This is a genomic window from Microvirga pudoricolor, assembly GCF_016892705.1.
GTDB lineage: Bacteria > Pseudomonadota > Alphaproteobacteria > Rhizobiales > Beijerinckiaceae > Microvirga > Microvirga pudoricolor.
Genome location: NZ_JAFEMB010000001.1, coordinates 1,033,662 through 1,053,492 on the forward strand (window position 1 = coordinate 1,033,662; position 19,831 = coordinate 1,053,492).

Below are 19,831 nucleotides of genomic sequence, written 5' to 3' on the forward strand. Positions count from 1 at the left end.
GACCCGATCCCGGCACCTTGCAAGCCGCTTTCGGACCTCAGGCGCTCCAGCGGGCTGGTTCGCCGGTCTGGCCGATGAGGGCCAGTCCGTAGGCGATGGACTCGAACTGGTCGGCTGAGGTCAGGCGCTCCTCCCCGAACCGGTCGGTGAACAGCCGCCGGATAGCGGGCACGAAGGAGGTGCCGCCGGTGAGGAAGACCTTCTCGATTTCGTTCGGTTTCACCCCGGCCTTTGCGATCGCCTCGTCCAGCGCTCCTTCGATGCGGGCCACGTCCGGGGCGATCCAGGCCTCGAAATCGCGCCGCCGGATCGGCGCCTCAATGCGGATGCCGTCCTCCTCGAATCGGAACAGGGTCTCGTCCTTCGAGGACAGCTCGACCTTCGCGGCCGAGATGGCCCGGTAGAGGGCAAAGCCCAGATCGAGATCCACGATCTCGATGAAGGTCTCCAGGGGTGCCGGGTCGAGGGCCGCCCTGGCGAGTTCGCGCAGCTCCTTGAGGTCGCCGCTGCCCTTCATCAGGGCAAGGTGGTTCCAGCGGGCAAAATTCGCATAGTAGTGATTGGGAATCGACAGCACCTTGCCCATGGAGCGGTAGGAGCCGCCCTTGCCCAGCCGCGGCGAGACCACGTGGTCCACGATCCGGTAATCGAAGGCGTCGCCGGCCACCCCCACGCCCGCATGTCCCAGGGGCTCCGCCCGTAAGGTCCCGCTGTCCCGGGAAAAGCGCATCACGGAGAAATCGCTCGTGCCGCCGCCGAAATCGGCCACCAGGACGGTAGCGTCGCGGTTCAGTGTGCGGGCGTAGAAGAACGCCGCGCCCACCGGCTCGTAGACGTAATGCGCCCGATCCGCGCCAAGCTTGCCGAAGGCGGTGCGGTAGCGCTCCATGGCAAGAGCGTCGTTGGGGTTGGACCCCGCGAAGGCGACCGGGCGGCCCACCACGATGTTGGGAGCCTGGAAGTCCAGGGCATCGCCCGCGTGGCGGCGGAGGGTGCGCAGGAACGTGCTCAGCAGGTCCTCGAAGCGGAAGCGCTCCCGGAAGATCCGGGTCTCCTGGAAGCTGGCGCTCGCCGCGAAGCTTTTGAAGGACTGGATGAACCGGTGCGCCGTCAGCCCCTCCAGGAACTGCTCGATCGCCCAGGGCCCACCCTCCACCCGCGTCCGCAGGCTGCCGCCGTGGCGCTCGTCCCAGAAGCACAGGGCCGTGACGAAGACCTTCAGGCGCTCACCGGCATGGTCGAAGGTGATGGCCTCGACCCGCCCCGACCCGTCGGCGACCGCCACCACCGTGTTGCTGGTGCCGAAGTCGATGCCGATGGATATGTCGTTCGCGCGGGACGGCATGGCGGATCCTTGGAAAAATGCTGGGAGAATCAGGGCGGGCGGGGGCCGGACGGTCTATAGGGTCGAGGCCGCCGCGCCAAGCCCCTGCCCGGCCACGCCCGGAAATCCCAGGAATCGCGCCCGTGCGGCGCTGCGATCCCGCCCCCGCGATTGACCCGACCCCGAAGCGCACCGTAGAAGCGCCGCCCGGACGTGAGGCGAGGTTTGTCATGCTATCCATCGGTCAACGCATTGCGGGCGAGCTGAACGCCCAGGAGTGGCAGGTCAAGGCCGCCATCGATCTCCTGGACGGCGGCTCCACGGTGCCCTTCATCGCCCGCTACCGGAAGGAAGTGACCGGCACCCTGGACGACACCCAGCTGCGTACCCTGGAGGAGCGCCTGCGCTATCTCCGCGAGCTGGAGGACCGCCGCAAGACCGTACTTGATTCCATCCGGGAGCAGGGCAAGCTCTCGGACGAGCTCGCGGCCCAGATCAATCAGGCGGACACGAAGGCCCGCCTGGAAGACCTCTACCTGCCCTACAAGCCCAAGCGCCGCACCAAGGCTCAGATCGCCCGGGAAGCCGGGCTCGAGCCCCTGGCCGACGCGCTCCTGGCGTCACCGGAGCGTGATCCCAAGGAACAGGCCGCCGCCTTCGTGAATCCCGACAAGGACGTGGCGACGCCGGAGGCGGCGCTGGAGGGCGCTCGCTCGATCCTGGTCGAGCGCTTCGCCGAGAATGCGGAGCTTTTAGGCGCGCTGCGCGACAGCTATTGGCAGCGCGGCCGCCTGACCTCCAAGGTGCGCGACGGCAAGAAGACGGACGGCGCCAAGTTCGCCGACTACTTCGATTTCGCCGAGCCGCTTCCCAAACTACCCTCACACCGGATCCTGGCGCTTTTCCGGGGGGAAAAAGAGGAAATCCTCGACCTGAAGATGGAAGAGGACAAGGACAGCGCCGAGCCGGGCTACATCAGCCCCTATGAAGGCCGCATCGCGCTGGCGGCGGGCGTCACAGACAAGGGCCGCCCCGGCGACAGGTGGCTGATGGACACGGTGCGCTGGGCCTGGCGCACGAAGCTGCGCTTCTCCACCGAACTCGACATGAAGATGAAGCTCTGGCAGCTCGCCGAGGACGAGGCCGTGAAGGTGTTCGCCGGGAACCTGCGCGACCTGCTGCTGGCCGCCCCCGCCGGCACCCGCGCGACGCTGGGTCTCGATCCCGGCTACCGCACCGGCGTGAAGGTGGCGGTGGTGGATTCCACCGGCAAGGTCGTGGCCACGGACACGATTTATCCGCACGAGCCGAAGCGCCAGTGGGACGATTCGCTGAACGCGCTCTCGCGCCTGTGCCGCGTGCACAAGGTGGAGCTGATCGCCATCGGCAACGGCACCGCCTCCCGCGAGACCGACAAGCTCGCGGCCGAACTGGTGGAGAAGAACCCTGACCTCAAGCTCACGAAGGTGATGGTGTCGGAGGCGGGCGCCTCGGTCTATTCGGCCTCAGCTTTCGCGAGCCAGGAACTTCCGGGCCTCGACGTTTCCTTGCGCGGCGCGGTCTCCATCGCGCGCCGCCTGCAGGATCCCCTGGCGGAGCTCGTGAAGATCGACCCGAAATCCATCGGCGTCGGGCAGTATCAGCACGATCTGGCCGAGCACAAGCTCTCGCGCTCCCTGGACGCCGTGGTGGAGGATTGCGTGAACGCCGTGGGCGTCGACCTCAACACCGCCTCCGCGCCGCTGCTCTCCCGCGTGTCGGGCCTCAGCGACTGGGTCGCGCAAAACATCGTGTCCCACCGGGACAGCAATGGCCCGTTCAAGACTCGCAAAGGCCTCTCGGCCGTCACCGGCCTCGGCCCCAAGACCTTCGAGCAGGCGGCGGGCTTCCTGCGCATCCCCAACGGCGACGATCCGCTCGATTCCTCCGGCGTGCACCCGGAAGCCTATCCGGTGGTGCGGCGGATCATCGAGGCCACGAAGAGCGACATCAAGGTGCTGATCGGAAACGGCAGCCTCATCAAACCCTTGCGGCCGGAGCAGTTCACGGACGACAAGTTCGGTGTGCCGACCGTCAAGGACATCCTGAGCGAACTCGAAAAGCCGGGCCGCGACCCGCGTCCGGAATTCAAGACCGCGACCTTCAAGGACGGCGTGGAGAAGATCGACGACCTGCGCGCCGGGATGCTCCTGGAAGGCGTCGTGACGAACGTCGCTGCCTTCGGGGCCTTTGTGGATGTGGGCGTACACCAGGACGGCCTCGTGCACATCTCGGCCTTGTCCAACACCTTCGTGAAGGACCCGCGCACCGTGGTGAAGCCCGGCGACATCGTGAAGGTGAAGGTGCTGGAAGTCGACAAGCCCCGCAAGCGCATCGCGCTCACCATGCGCCTGGATGATCCGACGAACCGGCAGGCCGCGATGGCGGCCAAGGACGGGCGCGGCACGGGCAAGGATCTTTCGCGCGCCGCGCCGAAGAGCGCTCCTGCGAAAGGCGGCGCATCGGGCGGCAACGCCTTCGCGGACGCGTTCCGCAAGGCGGGCATGGATGCTGGGAAGAAAAGGTAGCACCACCACAACACCTTCCCCTCGAGGGGGAAGGTCGCCGCGAAAGCGGCTGGATGGGGTGGGAAGCGCGGCATCGATCAGCGTTGTGATTTCACCCCACCTCGGCCGTTGGCCGATCCTCCCCCACCGCAAGTCGGGTGTTCTCGACTTGCGCACCTGGAAGCGAAGATCGGGCAAACCCGATCTTTGAGGGGAGGATGAACGCGAGTCAAACCAAAGCCAACACTAGCCCGGTCGCCGCCACCGCGCCGCCCGCGAAGCGGATGAGGCTGCGGTGACCGAAGGCTGCAAGCCCCGCCAGGATGCCCGCGCCGTGCAGCAATGCCGTCGCGAGCGCGAAGCCGATGCTGTAGCCGATGGCGCCGGATTCCATCGGCATCTCGGCTCCGTGCGCATAGCCATGGAAGATCGCGAAGACGCCGACGAGGGCCATGGCGAGCCCGACCGGTAGCGGCCTGCCGAGGGCGACGACCGCGCCGAGGATGACGATGGAGGCCAGGATGCCGGTTTCGACCGCCGGCACCTCGACGCCCATGAAGCCGAGCGCGCCGCCGACGATCATCATGCCGACAAAGCTCAAGGGCACGGCCCACAGGGCGCGCCCACCGAGCAGTGCCGCCAACAAGCCCACCGTCACCATGGCGAGCACGTGGTCGAGCCCGCCAATGGGATGCAGGAAACCGTGGGCGAAGTCGGATACCGTGCCGACGTCCGTATGGGCGAAGGCGGGAGCGGCTGCGAACGACAATGCGGCTGAAAGAACGATGCGCTTCATGGGGTTTCCTCTCAAGCGGCGGCTTTCAGGCCGCCTGCCTCCTCGATGAATTGAGCGACCGCATCGACCCCGATGCCGCCGCGCACGTTACTGAACACGTAAGGACGCTGCCCGCGCATGCGCCGGGTATCCTCTTCCATAACGGAGAGATCCGCGCCTACATAGGGGGCGAGATCGATCTTGTTGACTACGAGCAGGTCGGACCGCGTGATGCCGGGACCTCCTTTGCGGGGAATTTTCTCGCCGCCCGCTACATCGATGACATAGATCGTGAGATCCGCGAGTTCGGGCGAGAAAGTCGCCGCGAGGTTGTCGCCGCCGGATTCCACCAGCACGATGTCGAGGGCGGGGAAGCGCTTGCGCATGGTGGCGATGGCGGCCAGGTTGATTGACGCGTCCTCGCGGATGGCTGTGTGCGGGCAGCCGCCGGTCTCCACGCCCATGATGCGCTCCTCGGGCAGCGCTTCGGCCACCGTGAGCAGGCGCGCGTCCTCCTTGGTGTAGATGTCGTTGGTGATAGCGCAGATGTCGTAGCGCTGGCGGAAGGCCTTGCACAGGGCTTCCATGAGTGCCGTCTTGCCCGAGCCGACAGGCCCGCCGATGCCGACGCGGAGTGGTCCGGTGGAGGAGGTCATGAGCGAAAAAGCCTCGTGTACTGGTTTTCGTGGTGGAAGGAGCCGAGATCGGCCCGGAAGGTTGCGCCGCCGACATCGTCGAGGGACAGGCGCTCGGCCACGCCCGCGACCTCCCGTACGACCGCCCCCATGGCGGCGGTGACGCGAGTCCCCGCCGTCTGGCCGATGGGCGCGAGGCGAATCGCGGCGGAAACGAGCGTCTGTACGAGAGCGAACAGGTAAGCCTGCACCGTGACGGGCAATGGAATGCCGTGAGCCGCAGCGGCCATACCGACAGAAACAGGGAAGGCAACCTCGCTTTCGATGTCCATGAGCCCGGGGGTGGGCCAAGCCGCGAGCGTGGCATCGAGAAAGGAACGGCCCTGTTGGCTGGTTTCGAGATGCAGCTCGGCGGAAGGCGACAGCGCAAGGGCGAGGTCGTTGACCTCCCGCAGCATCGTCCTGTCGCCCATGGCGGACGCGCGCCAGGCATGGCAGAGGAGGATGGCATCGGTGCGGCCCGCGCCGAGAGTCATGAAATCGGTCAGCCACGCGATGAGCGAGTCGTCCCGGGTCACGTCGCCGACCTCAACGGCCCACTCCAAGGTGTGCGAGTAGGCGAACGACCCCACGGGGTAGGACGGCGACAGCCACGCGAAGAGTGGTAGCACGGCTTGGAGATCAGAGGACCGGTCAGCCATGGCCGTGCCCCTGGTGATGGTGGCCATGATCGTGATGGCCACCGGACTCGTGATGGTGATAGGCGCCGCGCACGGGGCGGAAGGGCCGCTCCACGATCCTCACCGTCGCGCCGAGACCCTCCAGCATCTCCACCAGGACATGATCATAGCCGATATGGATCGCGTCGCGGCCGATCTCGGCGGGCACGTGGCGGTTGCCGATATGCCAGGCGAGGGTGAGCAGGTGCAGAGGATCGGCGCTCGTGATCTCCACGAGCTTCTCAGGCGCGGCCCTCACCTCCACGAGCCAGCCGGTGTCGAGCGCGATGGCGTCGCCGTCCTCCAGCACATCGGCACGGTCGAGGTCGAGCAGGAAGCGTGTTCCGCCATCGGCCGTGAGTGCGATGCGACGGCGGTGCCGGTCGCCGTGATCGAGGGTGATGACATCGACGATGCGGTCGGGCTCGACAGCATCGTGACGAAGGATGGTGGTGGCGCGGATCATCTCAGAACAGGAAATAGCGCTGCGCCATGGGCAGGGATTGGGCGGGCTCGCAGACCAGAAGCTCCCCGTCGGCGCGCACGTCGTAGGTTTCGGGATCGACCTCGATATGCGGGGTCGCGTTGTTGAGCACCATGTCCTTCTTGCCGATGCCGCCGCGCACGTTCTCGACACCGATTAAGGGCTTCTGCACATGGAGTTTCGCCGCGAGCCCCGCATCGATGGAGGCCTTCGACACGAAGGTGACGGACGTGGTGGCGAGTGCCCGGCCGAAGGCGCCGAACATGGGCCTATAATGCACCGGCTGCGGGGTCGGGATCGAGGCGTTGGGATCGCCCATGGGCGCCGCCGCGATGGCTCCGCCCTTGATCACGAGATCGGGCTTCACCCCGAAGAAGGCGGGCGTCCACACCACGAGATCGGCAAGTTTGCCCTTCTCGACCGAGCCCACATGGGCCGAGATGCCGTGGGCGATGGCCGGGTTTATGGTGTATTTGGCGATATAGCGGCGGGCGCGCAGGTTGTCGTTGTCGCCGGTCTCGCCGGGCAGCGGGCCGCGCTGCACCTTCATCTTGTGGGCGGTTTGCCAGGTGCGGATCACCACCTCGCCGACCCGGCCCATGGCCTGGCTGTCGGACGACATCATGGAGAGCGCGCCGATATCGTGGAGAATGTCCTCCGCCGCGATGGTCTCCTTGCGGATGCGACTCTCGGCGAAAGCCAGATCCTCCGGGATCGAGGGCGATAGATGGTGGCACACCATGAGCATGTCGAGATGCTCGTCGATGGTGTTGATTGTGTAGGGCCGCGTCGGGTTGGTGGAGGACGGCAGCACGTTGGGCAGCCCCGCCACCTTGATGATGTCCGGCGCATGGCCGCCGCCCGCGCCCTCCGTGTGGAAGGCATGGATGGTGCGGCCCTTGAAGGCCGCGATGGTATCTTCCACGAAACCGGATTCGTTGAGCGTATCCGTGTGGATCATCACCTGGATGTCGTATTCGTCGGCGACGCCGAGGCAGCAATCGATGGCGGCGGGGGTGGTGCCCCAATCCTCGTGCAGCTTCAGCGCGCAGGCTCCGGCGAGGATCATCTCCTCGAGGGCTGCCGGCTTGGACGCATTCCCCTTGCCCGAAAAGGCAAGATTCATCGGGAAGGCCTCCGCCGCCTCGATCATCCGGGCCATGTGCCAGGGGCCGGGCGTGCAGGTGGTGGCGAAGGTGCCCGTCGCCGGGCCCGTGCCGCCGCCGAGCATGGTGGTGACGCCGGACACCAGCGCCTCCTCGATCTGCTGCGGGCAGATGAAGTGGATATGCGAATCGAATCCGCCCGCCGTGATGATCTTGCCCTCGCCCGCGATCACCTCCGTGCCCGGACCGATGATGATGTCGACGCCCGGCTGCACATCCGGATTGCCGGCCTTGCCGATAGCCAGGATACGCCCGTCCCGGATGCCGATATCGGCCTTCACGACCCCCCAATGGTCGAGAATGACCGCGTTGGTGATCACGGTGTCGACGGCACCTTCCCGGCGGGACACCTGGCTCTGCCCCATGCCGTCGCGGATTACCTTGCCGCCGCCGAACTTCACCTCCTCGCCATAGGTGGTGAAGTCGCGCTCGACCTCGATGACGAGGGACGTATCGGCGAGGCGCACCTTGTCGCCTTTGGTGGGGCCGAACATGCCCGCATAGGCGGCGCGTGGAAGCGACGAGGGCTTGCGGTCGTTTTGCATCAGAGCGCTCCCATCACGTCCTGGCGGAAACCGTAGACCTCGCGCTTGCCCGACAGCGGCACCAGGGCGACCTCCCGCGTGGCGCCGGGCTCGAACCGCACCGCCGTGCCGGGCGCGATATCGAGGCGCATGCCGCGCGCCTTATCCCGCTCGAAGGCAAGCGCTGGGTTGGTTTCGAAGAAATGGTAATGGCTGCCGACCTGGATCGGCCGATCGCCCGTATTCGCCACCGTGAGAACGGTGCGATCAGCGCCCTCATTGAACACAATCTCGCCCTCCGGCGTGATCACCTCGCCCGGGATATCGGCCGATGGCCGCCCTCGGATCGGATGATGCACCGTGACGAGCTTCGTGCCGTCCGGGAACGTCGCCTCCACCTGGATGTCGTGGATCATCTCGGCAACGCCCTCCATCACCTGGTCGGCGGAGATCACATGCGCGCCGGCCTCCATGAGATCCGCCACCGAGCGCCCATCCCGCGCGCCCTCCACCACCGTGTCGGTGATGAGGGCCACAGCCTCCGGGTGGTTGAGCTTCACGCCGCGCTCCAGGCGGCGGCGGGCCACCATGGCGGCCATGGCGACGAGCAGCTTGTCTTTCTCTCGGGGCGTCAAATTCATGGGCGAGCCTTAGCTGAGCCACACGCGCGGCAGGGGCGCATGGCGGAAGGAGACAAGAAACGGGCAGGCGGATCGGCGCAAGGCCTCAACGCCAGCGGCGCAGAAGCGCACGGCCAGCATGCCGTTCCAGGCGCTGGCGGCCGCCTCGCATTCATCCGTGGAGACAAGATATTGCCGGGCCTCCTCCAGCCGCGCCTCCGCATCGGGCGCCACGTGGAGGAAGGTGGCGAGGGCATGCCGCCCGCCCGCGACGCTCGGCCGGGCGAGGAGTTCGGAGATCGGGCCGCTGAGCTTCAAGGTATCGGCGTAGATCAGCCGCCCGCCGCGCTGGATGCGCCAGCGATCCTCGAATAGGCCGTCCGTGATGACCTCCCGTCGCGCCGCGCGGCCGAAGACGACGGCCTCGAACACCGACAGGGAAGCGTCGTCCGGCATGGCGGCGCAAAGCTTGCGCGCCAGACGCGCCTGATCGAACAGAAGCGTCTCTTGCGGCATCCAGTCCATGCGGGAGCCAGGGCCCAGCGTCAGGTCGACCGATACTTCGGCCACGGGCCCATCCGAGCGATAGACCTTCTCGGCGGCGGGCGTCGCGACCGTCACGAAGGCGTCAGGACCGGCCGCGACCGCGATGGAGAAATGGTCGCCGCAGGCGATGCCGCCCGCCGTGTTGACGAGAACCGCCTCCAACCCCTTCCCGTCATGGCGGGGCATGCGCACGCGCATGGATCCGCTCTCGGAGATCCGTCCGGGCTTGGTGTATCCGCTGAAATATTGGGCGCTGAACGCGACGCGGCCGATCGCCCGTTGCCGGGTCAGGCTCGTCGTGCGGGCAAGGCCGTCAGAAGGCCAGGCGCTGACGTACATCGTCCCCCTCAAGCGCCGCGCGGTCGCCCTGGTGGACGATCTCGCCGCGCTCCATCACCACGAAGCGGTCGGCCAGATCCCGCGCGAAATCGAAATACTGCTCGACCAGCAGGATGGCCATATCCTTGCGCTCGCGCAAGTAGGTGATCGCCCGGCCGATATCCTTGATGATGGACGGCTGAATGCCTTCCGTCGGCTCGTCGAGCACGAGAAGGCGGGGCCGCGTCACGAGGGCGCGCCCAATGGCGAGTTGCTGCTGCTGCCCACCCGAAAGATCGCCCCCGCGCCGTCCGAGCATGGATTTCAGGACCGGGAACAGCTCGAAAATCTCTTCGGGAATCGTCTTCTCCCCTCGCTTGAGCGGCGCGAAACCTGTTTCCAGGTTTTCCTTCACGGTCAGCAATGGGAAAATTTCCCGCCCCTGCGGCACGTACGCGATGCCGAGCGCGGCGCGTTCGAAGGGCTTGAGCTTCGTGATGTCGTGGCCCTCGAAACGGATTGCGCCGCCCGCGATAGGGCGATGACCCGCAATGGCGCGCAGGAGCGACGTCTTGCCGACCCCGTTGCGTCCCAGCACGCAGGTGACCTCACCGATCTCGGCGCCTACGGACACGCCGCGAAGCGCCTGGGCCGCACCGTAATAGAGAGAGATGTTTTCGACGGAGAGAGCTGTCATCGGCCCAGATACACCTCGATTACGCGCTCATCCGCGCTCACCGCGTCGAGCGACCCTTCCGCCAGGACCGAGCCTTCGTGCAGGCACGTGACCTTCACGCCCAGGTCCCGCACGAAGGTCATGTCGTGTTCAACAACGACCACAGCGCGCGTTTTGGCGATGTCACGCAGAAGATCGGCGGTATCGGCGGTTTCCTGATCCGTCATCCCGGCCGCGGGCTCGTCCACGAGCAGGAGCTTAGGCTCCTGCGCCAGCAGCATGCCGATCTCGAGCCATTGCTTCTGTCCGTGGGACAACTCGGATGCCTTGCGGTGCCGATGTCCCGTGAGGCGCACCCGCTCCAACAGAGCATCGATCCGCTCACGTTCCAGCCTGGTTCGGCGCGAGAACAGGGTCGGGAACGGCCTGCGGTCGTCCTTGAGCGCCAGCAGGATGTTGTCCTCGACGGAATGCATGTCGAAGACCGTGGGCGTCTGGAACTTGCGGCCGATGCCGAGCTGGGCGATGTCGGCCTCGTCCAGGCTCGTGAGATCGTAGGATCCCTCAAAGAGCGCCGTGCCTTCATTGGGACGGGTCTTGCCCGTGATCACGTCCATCATGGTGGTCTTGCCGGCGCCGTTCGGACCGATGATCGCGCGCATCTCCGCGTGGTCGATGGCCAGCGACAAGGCGTTTAGGGCGCGAAAGCCGTCGAACGAGACCGTGACGTTGTCGAGATAGAGCAGCGTGGGGGTGACAGGTGCGTTCATGACCCTACTCCGCCGCGCTCGGAAGCGCATCGGGAGCAACCCCGGCCTTCGGTTTCCGCCGTGCGCGCTCCCACCATTCCTCCGCCGTGCCGAGGATGCCCTTGGGCATCAGGAGCGTGACGAAGACGAAAAGGCCGCCGAGCGCGAAGAGCCAAAGTTCCGGCAACGCACCGGTGAACCACGTCTTGCCCGCATTCACAACGAGAGCTCCCAGGATCGCGCCTGCCAGGGTGCCACGCCCGCCGACCGCCACCCAGATCACGACCTCGATGGAATTGGCGGGGGCGAACTCGCCCGGGTTGATGATGCCGACTTGGGGCACGTAGAGGGCGCCCGCCACGCCCGCCAGCATGGCCGACAGGGTGAAGACCGCCAGCTTGTAATGCTCGACCCGGTAGCCGAGGAAGCGGGTCCGGCTTTCCGCATCGCGCACGGCCACCAGCACTTTGCCGAGCTTGGAGGTGACGATCCAGCGGCAGAGCAGGTAGCCGCCCGCGAGCGCCACCGCCGATGCGACGAACAGGACGACCCGCGTCGAGGCGGCCTGGATCGGAAAACCCAGGATGTCCTTGAAATCGGTGAGGCCGTTATTGCCACCAAACCCCATGTCATTCCGGAAGAAGGCCAGCATGAGCGCGAAGGTCATGGCCTGGGTGATGATGGACAGATACACGCCCGTGACGCGGGAGCGAAACGCGAACCAGCCGAACACGAAGGCGAGCAGCCCCGGCACCAGGAGAACCATGAGCATCGCGAAGGGAAACCAGTCGAAGCCGTACCAGAACCAGGGCAGTTCCTTCCAGTTCAGGAACACCATGAAGTCCGGCAGGGTCGGGTTGGCATAGACGCCCCGCGCACCGATCTGGCGCATGAGATACATGCCCATGGCATAGCCGCCGAGCGCGAAGAACGCGCCGTGGCCGAGGGAGAGGATGCCGCAATAGCCCCACACGAGATCCACGGAGAGCGCCAGCAACGCGAAGGCGAGATACTTGCCGAGCAGGGGCACGAGGTGATCGGACAGATGGAAGGCCGACCCCGGCGCCGCCAGCATGTTCATGGCGGGCACGAGGATCGCGGCAGCGGCGAGCAGCACGAGAACCACGATGGTGCGGCGGTCGAAAACCTGGCTCATGCTTCCACCGCCCTTCCCTTGAGGGCGAAGAGCCCTCGCGGCCGTCTCTGGATGAACAGGATGATGGCAATGAGCAGCACGATCTTGCCCAGAACCGCACCCGCATAAGGCTCCAGCAGCTTGTTGGCGATGCCGAGCGTCATGGCGCCCACCAATGTGCCCCAGAGATTGCCCACGCCGCCGAACACCACCACCATGAAGCTGTCGATGATGTAACCCTGGCCGAGATTGGGGCTCACATTGTCGATCTGGGAGAGCGCCACGCCGGCAATCCCCGCGACGCCGGAGCCCAGGCCGAAGGCGAGCGCGTCGATACGGTTGGTGCGGATGCCCATCGAGCCCGCCATCCGGCGGTTCTGCGTCACGGCGCGCACGAAGAGGCCGAGCGAGGTGTAGCGCATCACGAGGAGCAGCGCCGCGAAAACCCCGAAGGCGAAGATCACGATGGCGATGCGGTTATAGGTGAGGCTCAAGCCCCCGAGTTCGAGCGCGCCGCTCATCCAGGCCGGGGTCCCGACCTCCCGGTTCGTCGGCCCGAAGATGGAGCGCACCGCCTGCTGCAGCATGAGCGAGAGGCCCCAAGTGGCGAGCAGCGTCTCCAGCGGGCGACCGTAGAGGAAACGGATCACCGTGCGCTCGATGAGAATGCCGATGCCGCCCGCAACCACGAAGGCCAGGGGAAGCGCGATGAACAGCGAAGCGCCGAACAACCCCGGCATCTGGGTGCGGATGATCTCCTGCACCACGAAGGTGGTGTAGGCGCCGATCATGACCATCTCGCCATGGGCCATGTTGATGACGCCCATCGTTCCGAACGTGATGGCAAGCCCGATGGCGGCCAGCAACAGAACCGATCCGAGCGAAATGCCGTACCAGACATTCTGCAGGGCGTTCCACAATTCGAGCCGTGAGCGGATACCGGCGGCGGCGGCTTGAGCCGCCTCGACAACCTCGGGCGCGCCGGTGACGGACGACAGGAGTGCCAGCGCATCCTGGTTGCCCCGGGCCTTGAGCACGCCGATGGCGGCGATCCGGTCTGCGGATGAAATGTCGGGAGCGCTCAGAAGAATGGCGGCGCGCGCCTCTTCGAGGATCGTCTTGACGGTTGCGTCCTTTTCCTGCGCAAGCGCCTGATCGAGGATCGGGAGCGCGGCGGCGTCCTTCGAGCGGAAGACGGCCCTGGCCGCATCGAGGCGCTTGCCCGCATCGGGGCTCATCAGGGTCATGCTGCCGAGCGCCGCCTCGATCGCCCGGCGCACCCGGTTGTTGACCCGCACGGGCTTGAGGTCGGCGGGCGCGGCCCCGGCGATCGCTTGTCCGGTCGCCGCATCGGTCATGGCGCCGGAGGCATCACGGATGACGACGCGCCCTGCCCCGGCCAACAACCGGCCGTCGCGCAGGGCCTCGACCACGGCCAAGGCCTGAGGGTTGCCGCTCGATGCGACGCCCACGATGGCCGTGTCCGTGTCGGCGTAGCTGTCGGTGGTGAATTTCTGCAGCGCGTCTTCGTAAGGACCCGCCATGGCGACAGAGGCCCAGGACAGGGCGAGGAGCACGAGAAGGGCCCGCAGGCTGTCGCGTAAGATCATCATGACATGAACTTTAATGAGACAGGGAACGAGGGCGGCAAATGCCGCCCTCGGTCATCAGGCGATTTTAAGCGCCGCCGCACTTCTTCGTGACGGTGTTGTAGTTACCGCACTTGAGGGTCTTCCAGTCGGCCACGAGGTCCTTGGAACCATCGAGCTCCTTCGACCAGGCGTCGCCCGGAACGAGACCTTCGGTCTTCCACACCACGTCGAACTGGCCGTTGTCCTTGATCTCGCCGATGAGGACGGGCTTGGTGATGTGGTGGTTGGGGAGCATCTCCGACACGCCGCCAGTCAGGTTCGGGACCTGGATGCCCACGATGGAGTCGATGACCTTGTCGGGCTCGGTGGTGCCGGCCTTCTCGACGGCCTTGACCCACATGTTGAAGCCGATCACATGCGCTTCCATCGGATCGTTGGTGACGCGCTTGTCGTTCTTCGTGAAGGCCTTCCACTTCTCGATGAAGGCCTTGTTGTCCGGCGTATCGACGGACTGGAAGTAGTTCCAGGCGGCAAGGTGGCCGACGAGGGGCTTGGTGTCGATGCCGGCGAGTTCTTCCTCGCCCACCGAGAAGGCCACGACCGGGATGTCGGTCGCCTTGACGCCCTGGTTGCCGAGTTCCTTGTAGAACGGCACGTTGGCGTCGCCGTTGATGGTGGACACCACGGCGGTCTTCTTGCCCGCCGAGCCAAACTTCTTGATGTCGGCCACGATGGTCTGCCAGTCGGAATGACCAAACGGCGTGTAGTTGATCATGATGTCCTCGGGCTTCACGCCCTTGGCCAGGAGATAGGCCTCAAGGATCTTGTTGGTCGTGCGCGGATAGACATAGTCCGTGCCCGCGAGCACCCAACGCTGGACGCCTTCCTCCTTGGCGAGGTAGTCGACCGCCGGGATGGCCTGCTGGTTGGGAGCCGCGCCCGTGTAGAACACGTTCCGCTCGCTCTCCTCGCCCTCGTACTGGACCGGGTAGAACAGGATGCTGTTCAGCTCCTTGAACACCGGCAGCACGGACTTGCGGGACACCGACGTCCAGCAGCCGAACACGGCCACGACCTTGTCCTTGCTGATGAGCTCGCGGGCCTTTTCGGCAAAGAGCGGCCAGTTGGAGGCCGGGTCGACGACGACCGCCTCAAGCTTCTTGCCGAGGATTCCGCCCTTCTTGTTCTGCTCTTCGATGAGCATCAGCATGGCGTCCTTCAGCGTGGTCTCGCTGATCGCCATGGTGCCCGAGAGCGAATGAAGAATTCCAACCTTGATGGTCTCCTGCGCCTGCGCGGCGCCGGCCATGGTTCCGGCGATCAACGCCGAGGCCGCGAGCCACCGCGCGCCTTTCACTGCCTTGCCTAACATCGACATCCTGATGTCTCCCCTTGCCTGGGCTGCCCCCAGTGCGGCGCAGGAGACGATGCAAGGCCCGTGCCAGCTGGGCTCGGCTGGCGCCGCGGAGGCGGCGTGCGAGCCTGCCGGCCAGTATGGCCTAGGCCGGAAAGCAGCGTGGGCGCAGGCTCATCGGCTACAAAAACGGCTGATGCCTAATAATGAGGCTGCATGAAATTGTTGCAGAAGCGGATCTGGCGTCAGGCGGCAGAGCTCGCCAGCCGAGGCCCGAGCCCATCGATCACGACCCGGTTCCGGCCGCTGGTCTTGGCCCCGTAGAGGGCTACGTCAGCCCGCTCGATCAGGTCTTGGACATCGCGGTCGGCGGGGCCGATCAACGCTCCGCCAATGCTGATCGTTACGGAAAAACGATGCTCGCCGGACACGATATCCTGCAGCTCCACGGCCCGGCGCAGGTTCTGGGCGACCGTCAGAACCCCCTCCTGGCCGATCTCGCGGATCAGGACCACGAACTCCTCGCCTCCGAAGCGAGCGACCTTGTCGGTGGGGCGCAGGTGCTCGCTCAAGGTGCGGGCAATGGCGCGGATCGCCTCGTCGCCGGCCGCGTGACCGTAGGTGTCGTTCACCTTCTTGAAGAAATCGATGTCGGCCATGAGGACCGCGAAGTTCCGGCCGTACCGCTGGAACTGGTCCACGGCATCCTGGCTGAAAAGGTCGAAGCCACGACGGTTGAGAAGTCCCGACAATGCGTCGGTCTCGGCCAAGCTGCGCAGCGCCGTCAGATCCTTCTCGTGCTGGGCGTGCGCGGCTTGCGACCGCTGCTCGGTTTCCAGCACGCGCCGCTCGGCGAGGCCCGCCCGCCGCATCAGAGAGCGCAGGGACGAGGCCAGACGGGCGACCTCCCGCGATCCACCCACCCGTGGGAACGCGCGCACGCTCGGATCGCGGCCGATCCGGTCGGCCGCATCGGTCAGAATCTGCAGAGGCTTGACCAGTTTTGCGGCGATCAGAGACGTCGCGAGGATCCCCATAAGCGCCACCGCGAAGCCGAGGGCCAGGATGGTGGCGGCAATCTGCTGGGCGTAGGCGAAGGCCACCTGCTTCGGCTGCCGGGATAGAATGATCCAGTTGAATCCGGGATAATCCCGGTACCCGTCCGCCACGGCGTAGCCCGTCAGGAAGACCTGGCCGTCCCGGGTGTCCTCGAAGGCACCCGACGTCTGGCGGAGCATGGCCCGCACCTGAGGTTCGGTGAAGGGCTTGGTGCCGGTTTTGGGTCCCAGAAGCACGGTGCCGTCCCCGGACAGGATCCAGATCTCCTGATCCGGGTTGCGCGACTGGTTCAACAGGTCGCCTCGCATCTCGCTTGCCCAGCTCCAACTCAGATGGGCGCCGAGGACCCCCGCCAAGGTACCGTCCCGGTTATGGACGGGTGCCGCCACATCCACGAAACGGAACGGCTCGTTGTCCGGAGAGGGACCCAGGATGCCCGCCAGCAGTTTGGCCTCGTGGACATCGCCCACGGCGGGACCATGCAGACCGTCCTGAAACCAGGGACGGGCCGCCACGGATTGGCCCTCCAGCATCCGGTAGGTGGCGGCATGGACCGTGCCGTCGGGCCTGGCGAAGCCGATCCAGGCATAGGCCGGAAACGAGACCTTCAGTTGCTCCAGGACCGGACGGATCTCCGCCGGGTCCCGGTTCCAGATCTCCCGCAGCGGCAGGAGCTGGGCGATGTTGCGCACCTCCCGGTATCGCTCGGCCATCCCCTGATCCAGGATGTTGGCGAGGGTCTGGGCGGCCACGGTCGACGCTTGCGTGATCCGCCCGATCGCCCGTTCGCGCGCGATATAAGCCGAGCTGAGCGCGAGCGCGCAGGCCAGGCCGAAGCACAGGAGACCGACCAGGATGGTAATCTGGGACCGGAGGGAGAGCCTGCGCACCATCTCTTGTCGTCCGTCTTCCGCTGTCTCGGTTGGGCCAGGTTTATCCCACCTGTCTTAGCATTCATCGGCCCGGATGTAACTTCATTTGCCTGAAGGCTTACACTCGTCTCGAAGCGACCTCTGCCAAGTCTTATTTCGGCTTTCGACACAAGATCAGAGCAATTTCGATATAAATATATCGTATGTTATAACAAAACTCAGTATATGTCGATCACTTTGCTGTATCCCGTGAGTCATTTCTTTTGCACTGACTTTTCCTTTGAGTTTTGGTAATGGCGTTTCCGTCTCCCGAGCTTTCGATATGTTTGCACCCAATCGCCCATCGCTCCAGATTTATTCCCTGATGAACCGCTTGCCGTGGCCGCGCGGCTATCGGGGGCGGATCCTGCTGATTTGCTTCGTCGGCACGCATGTTCCGCTGATCGCGTTCTGCGTCTTCATGCTCTTCGTCCGAGGAAGCTTCGACCAGACGTTCTGGATCGAGCTGCTGATCCTCTTGCTGGCAACGTTGGCGGGCACGGGGATGACCCTCTACCTGGTCCATGGGATGCTGGCGCCGCTTCGTCTGACATCTTCGGCGCTCCGATCCTATCGCGAGCAGCGGTCGCTTCCGGCGCTCCCCACGGGGTTCACGGACGAGGCCGGGGTGATGCTCGCGCAGGTTCAGGACACTCTCGTCGATCTCGACAAGGCCATCTACAACCTCGCCCGCGCGGCCGACACCGACGCGCTGACGGGGATCGGCAACCGTCGGTGGCTCATGAACCGGTCCAACGAGCACCTGGGGCGCGCCGCGAAAACGGGAGAGCCGCTCTCCGTCATCCTGTTCGACCTCGACCGCTTCAAATCGATCAACGATCACTGGGGCCACGCCGTCGGGGACGCGGCCCTGATCTCGGTCGCCCGGCACGTGCGGGAGGCGATCCCGTCCGCCTGCAGCTTTGCCCGCACCGGCGGCGAGGAGTTCTGCATTGTACTGCCGAACATCAACCTGACCGAGGCCACCGAAATCGCCTCGAAGCTGAGGAGCGGGATCGCGGCCCTGAGCGTCTCGCCCCTGGCGAAGGGCACCGTGACGGCCAGCTTCGGCGTAGCCATTCAGCAACCCGGCGAGACCGCCATCACGCCGGTCATCGCGCGGGCCGACGAGATGCTCTACGAGGCCAAGAACCAGGGCCGCAACCGGGTGGTCGCGACGGAGGCGTCGGAGGCCTGACGGCTCAGGCCCTCCATTCGGAGAACAGCCGCTCGCTGTCGAGGGTCTCGATCTGGTGGCTGAACCGCTTGGAATACAGGCTGAGCAGGCTATCGTGCCCTTCGTCGGACGAGCTGCACAGGGCATCCGAGACCAGTACGACCCGGTACCCGTGATCCACCGCGCCCAAAGCGGTCGCGAGCACGCACATGTCGGTCTCCGAGCCGGTGATCACCAGGGTGTCCGTGCCCTGGGACCGCAGGAGATTCAGGAGCCTGTGGCCCGTGAAGGGCGAGTAGACCGGCTTGTCGAGCACCGCGGCCGGCGGCGTGAGACGCGCCAGGGACGGCATGAGGTTGAGCAGGTCCGGATCGAGAACGGCCCGTGTGGCCTGACGCCAGTGCTCGTAATAGGCCCGCCATTGGCCCGGCATGTCCTCCGGCTTCTCGGGCGGGATGAACCGCGTGAAGACGGTCCGGTCCGCGTAGCGCTCGGCGATCCTCGTCACCGTCGGCAGCACGCGCTCCATCCAGGGAGCCGGCCAGGGCCCCTCCGAGGAAAACAGCTTCTGCATGTCGACGCACAGGTGGATGGTGCTGGATGAAAGAGGTCCGTGCCGTAGGTCAGACAAGCCTTGCTCCCGAAAATTCGCTCCTGGAAACGGACGGGAGAGGCCTGTGTTCCTGAGACCTCGAGAGCCGGCGGCCGGGGTTCAGCCCCCATAGTCGAATGACCCCTCCGGGGCGCCGCTCTTCCAGTAATTCAGGATGTGGCACTGATCCCGGTCGAGCCTGCGTTCCTTGCGGGCATAGAGGCGGATCGCCCGGGCCAGCGACGCCTCGGCTCCGGCCCAGACCAGCGGGCGCCCCTCGGGCCAGGCGGCCGACCGCACGGCATCGAGCAGGCTTTGGGCCTCGCCGCGCCCATGGCCGTGAAGCCAGGTCACGGAAAGCCCCTTCGGGCCGACCAGGGGCAGTTCGTCCGCGCGGCTCGGCACCTGAATGAAGGCCTGCCCCTTGGCGTCCGGGGGCAGGTTCTCAAGAATGAACCCGATGGCGGGAAGCGCCGTGTGATCGCCTGCCAGCAAGTACCAGTCGATGTTCTGCGCCGTCACGCAGCCCGGCCCCCAGATCCCCACCGGCGTACCCGGTGCGGCGTCGGCGGCCCAGCGGGAGCCGATCCCGGAATCGCCGTGGAGAACGAAATCGATGTGCAGCTCGCGGGTGGATGGGTCGAGGTGGCGAACGGTGTAGGTTCGCATGACCGGGCGTCGGTCCGGTTCCGGCCAGGTGAGGCGGCCGTCCGCCTCCAGGATCGGCCAAGCCGGCGTGTCCAGCCCCCTGGGCGGGATCAGCAGCTTCACGTAGGGCCCGAGGGCATTCCGGGGCACGTCGAACCGGGCCAAGCCTTCGCCGCCCAGCACGACGCGACGCATGTTCGGCGTCAGGTCGCGCACGCGCAGGACGTGCAGCACCAGCAGATCGAGCTTGCGGGCGGGGGCGGACTTCACGCGTGACATGG

Annotated in this window: 18 protein-coding genes; 2 read left to right on the forward strand and 16 right to left on the reverse strand. The window is 65.9% G+C overall.

Annotated elements, in window-relative coordinates; genetic code table 11:
• Positions 1 to 37: 37 nt before the first annotated feature.
• Entirely contained in the window at positions 38 to 1,345 is a 1,308-nt protein-coding gene (locus ILT42_RS04775) for an Hsp70 family protein (protein ID WP_204214169.1), read from the reverse strand.
• A 209-nt stretch (positions 1,346 to 1,554) separates the two neighbouring features.
• Here ILT42_RS04775 and ILT42_RS04780 point away from each other — a divergent pair, with 209 nt between their 5' ends.
• Positions 1,555 to 3,891, forward strand: a complete 2,337-nt coding sequence (locus ILT42_RS04780; protein ID WP_204214170.1) for a Tex family protein — start codon at positions 1,555 to 1,557, stop codon at positions 3,889 to 3,891.
• Positions 3,892 to 4,099: 208 nt separating this feature from the next.
• On the opposite strand, the gene ILT42_RS04785 is transcribed toward ILT42_RS04780, so the two are convergent.
• From ILT42_RS04785 to ILT42_RS04845, 13 genes are all read right to left on the reverse strand, one after another.
• Complete coding sequence (locus ILT42_RS04785; RefSeq protein WP_204214171.1) at positions 4,100 to 4,666, reverse strand: HupE/UreJ family protein; 567 nt, start codon at positions 4,664 to 4,666, stop codon at positions 4,100 to 4,102.
• A gap of 11 nt (positions 4,667 to 4,677) precedes the next feature.
• Positions 4,678 to 5,301, reverse strand: a complete 624-nt coding sequence (ureG, locus tag ILT42_RS04790; protein WP_204214172.1) for an urease accessory protein UreG — start codon at positions 5,299 to 5,301, stop codon at positions 4,678 to 4,680.
• Complete coding sequence (locus ILT42_RS04795; RefSeq protein WP_204214173.1) at positions 5,298 to 5,981, reverse strand: urease accessory protein UreF; 684 nt, start codon at positions 5,979 to 5,981, stop codon at positions 5,298 to 5,300. Before ILT42_RS04795 ends, ureG begins: the two co-directional genes overlap by 4 nt.
• Positions 5,974 to 6,465, reverse strand: coding sequence for an urease accessory protein UreE (locus ILT42_RS04800; protein WP_204214174.1), 492 nt, complete (start codon positions 6,463 to 6,465; stop codon positions 5,974 to 5,976). The genes ILT42_RS04795 and ILT42_RS04800 overlap by 8 nt, the downstream gene beginning before the upstream one ends.
• 1 nt (position 6,466) lies before the next feature.
• A complete protein-coding gene (ureC, locus tag ILT42_RS04805) occupies positions 6,467 to 8,194 on the reverse strand; it encodes an urease subunit alpha (protein WP_204214175.1) in 1,728 nt (575 codons plus the stop codon).
• Positions 8,194 to 8,814 carry an urease subunit gamma gene (locus tag ILT42_RS04810; RefSeq protein WP_204214176.1) on the reverse strand — a complete coding sequence of 207 codons (621 nt, stop codon included), beginning with the start codon at positions 8,812 to 8,814 and terminating at the stop codon, positions 8,194 to 8,196. The genes ureC and ILT42_RS04810 overlap by 1 nt, the downstream gene beginning before the upstream one ends.
• A gap of 9 nt (positions 8,815 to 8,823) precedes the next feature.
• Positions 8,824 to 9,678 (reverse strand): urease accessory protein UreD, encoded by an 855-nt coding sequence (locus ILT42_RS04815; RefSeq protein WP_204214177.1) that lies wholly within the window; start codon positions 9,676 to 9,678, stop codon positions 8,824 to 8,826.
• Entirely contained in the window at positions 9,653 to 10,354 is a 702-nt protein-coding gene (gene urtE / locus ILT42_RS04820) for an urea ABC transporter ATP-binding subunit UrtE (protein ID WP_204214178.1), read from the reverse strand. The genes ILT42_RS04815 and urtE overlap by 26 nt, the downstream gene beginning before the upstream one ends.
• Positions 10,351 to 11,103, reverse strand: a complete 753-nt coding sequence (gene urtD / locus ILT42_RS04825; protein WP_204214179.1) for an urea ABC transporter ATP-binding protein UrtD — start codon at positions 11,101 to 11,103, stop codon at positions 10,351 to 10,353. Before urtD ends, urtE begins: the two co-directional genes overlap by 4 nt.
• Positions 11,104 to 11,107: 4 nt before the next feature.
• On the reverse strand, positions 11,108 to 12,238 hold the full coding sequence (urtC, locus tag ILT42_RS04830) for an urea ABC transporter permease subunit UrtC (RefSeq protein WP_204214180.1): 1,131 nt from the start codon (positions 12,236 to 12,238) through the stop codon (positions 11,108 to 11,110).
• Positions 12,235 to 13,830: an urea ABC transporter permease subunit UrtB gene (gene urtB / locus ILT42_RS04835; protein ID WP_204214181.1), complete on the reverse strand. Its 1,596-nt coding sequence runs from the start codon at positions 13,828 to 13,830 to the stop codon at positions 12,235 to 12,237. The genes urtC and urtB overlap by 4 nt, the downstream gene beginning before the upstream one ends.
• A 64-nt stretch (positions 13,831 to 13,894) precedes the next feature.
• Positions 13,895 to 15,187 carry an urea ABC transporter substrate-binding protein gene (urtA, locus tag ILT42_RS04840; protein ID WP_407664498.1) on the reverse strand — a complete coding sequence of 431 codons (1,293 nt, stop codon included), beginning with the start codon at positions 15,185 to 15,187 and terminating at the stop codon, positions 13,895 to 13,897.
• 221 nt (positions 15,188 to 15,408) lie between these two features.
• Entirely contained in the window at positions 15,409 to 17,115 is a 1,707-nt protein-coding gene (locus ILT42_RS04845) for a sensor domain-containing diguanylate cyclase (protein ID WP_204214182.1), read from the reverse strand.
• 343 nt (positions 17,116 to 17,458) lie between these two features.
• Between ILT42_RS04845 and ILT42_RS04850 the strand changes: the two genes are divergently transcribed.
• The gene (locus ILT42_RS04850) at positions 17,459 to 18,331 is read left to right on the forward strand and encodes a GGDEF domain-containing protein (RefSeq protein WP_204214183.1); all 873 of its coding nucleotides are present in this window, start codon (positions 17,459 to 17,461) and stop codon (positions 18,329 to 18,331) included.
• Positions 18,332 to 18,335: 4 nt separating this feature from the next.
• Here the strand turns inward: ILT42_RS04850 and ILT42_RS04855 are convergent, their stop codons facing one another.
• Together ILT42_RS04855 and ILT42_RS04860 are read right to left on the reverse strand one after the other, a co-directional pair.
• The gene (locus ILT42_RS04855) at positions 18,336 to 18,941 is read right to left on the reverse strand and encodes a cysteine hydrolase family protein (protein ID WP_267874392.1); all 606 of its coding nucleotides are present in this window, start codon (positions 18,939 to 18,941) and stop codon (positions 18,336 to 18,338) included.
• A gap of 81 nt (positions 18,942 to 19,022) precedes the next feature.
• On the reverse strand, positions 19,023 to 19,829 hold the full coding sequence (locus ILT42_RS04860; RefSeq protein WP_204214184.1) for a siderophore-interacting protein: 807 nt from the start codon (positions 19,827 to 19,829) through the stop codon (positions 19,023 to 19,025).
• Between the last annotated feature and the right edge of the window lie 2 nt (positions 19,830 to 19,831).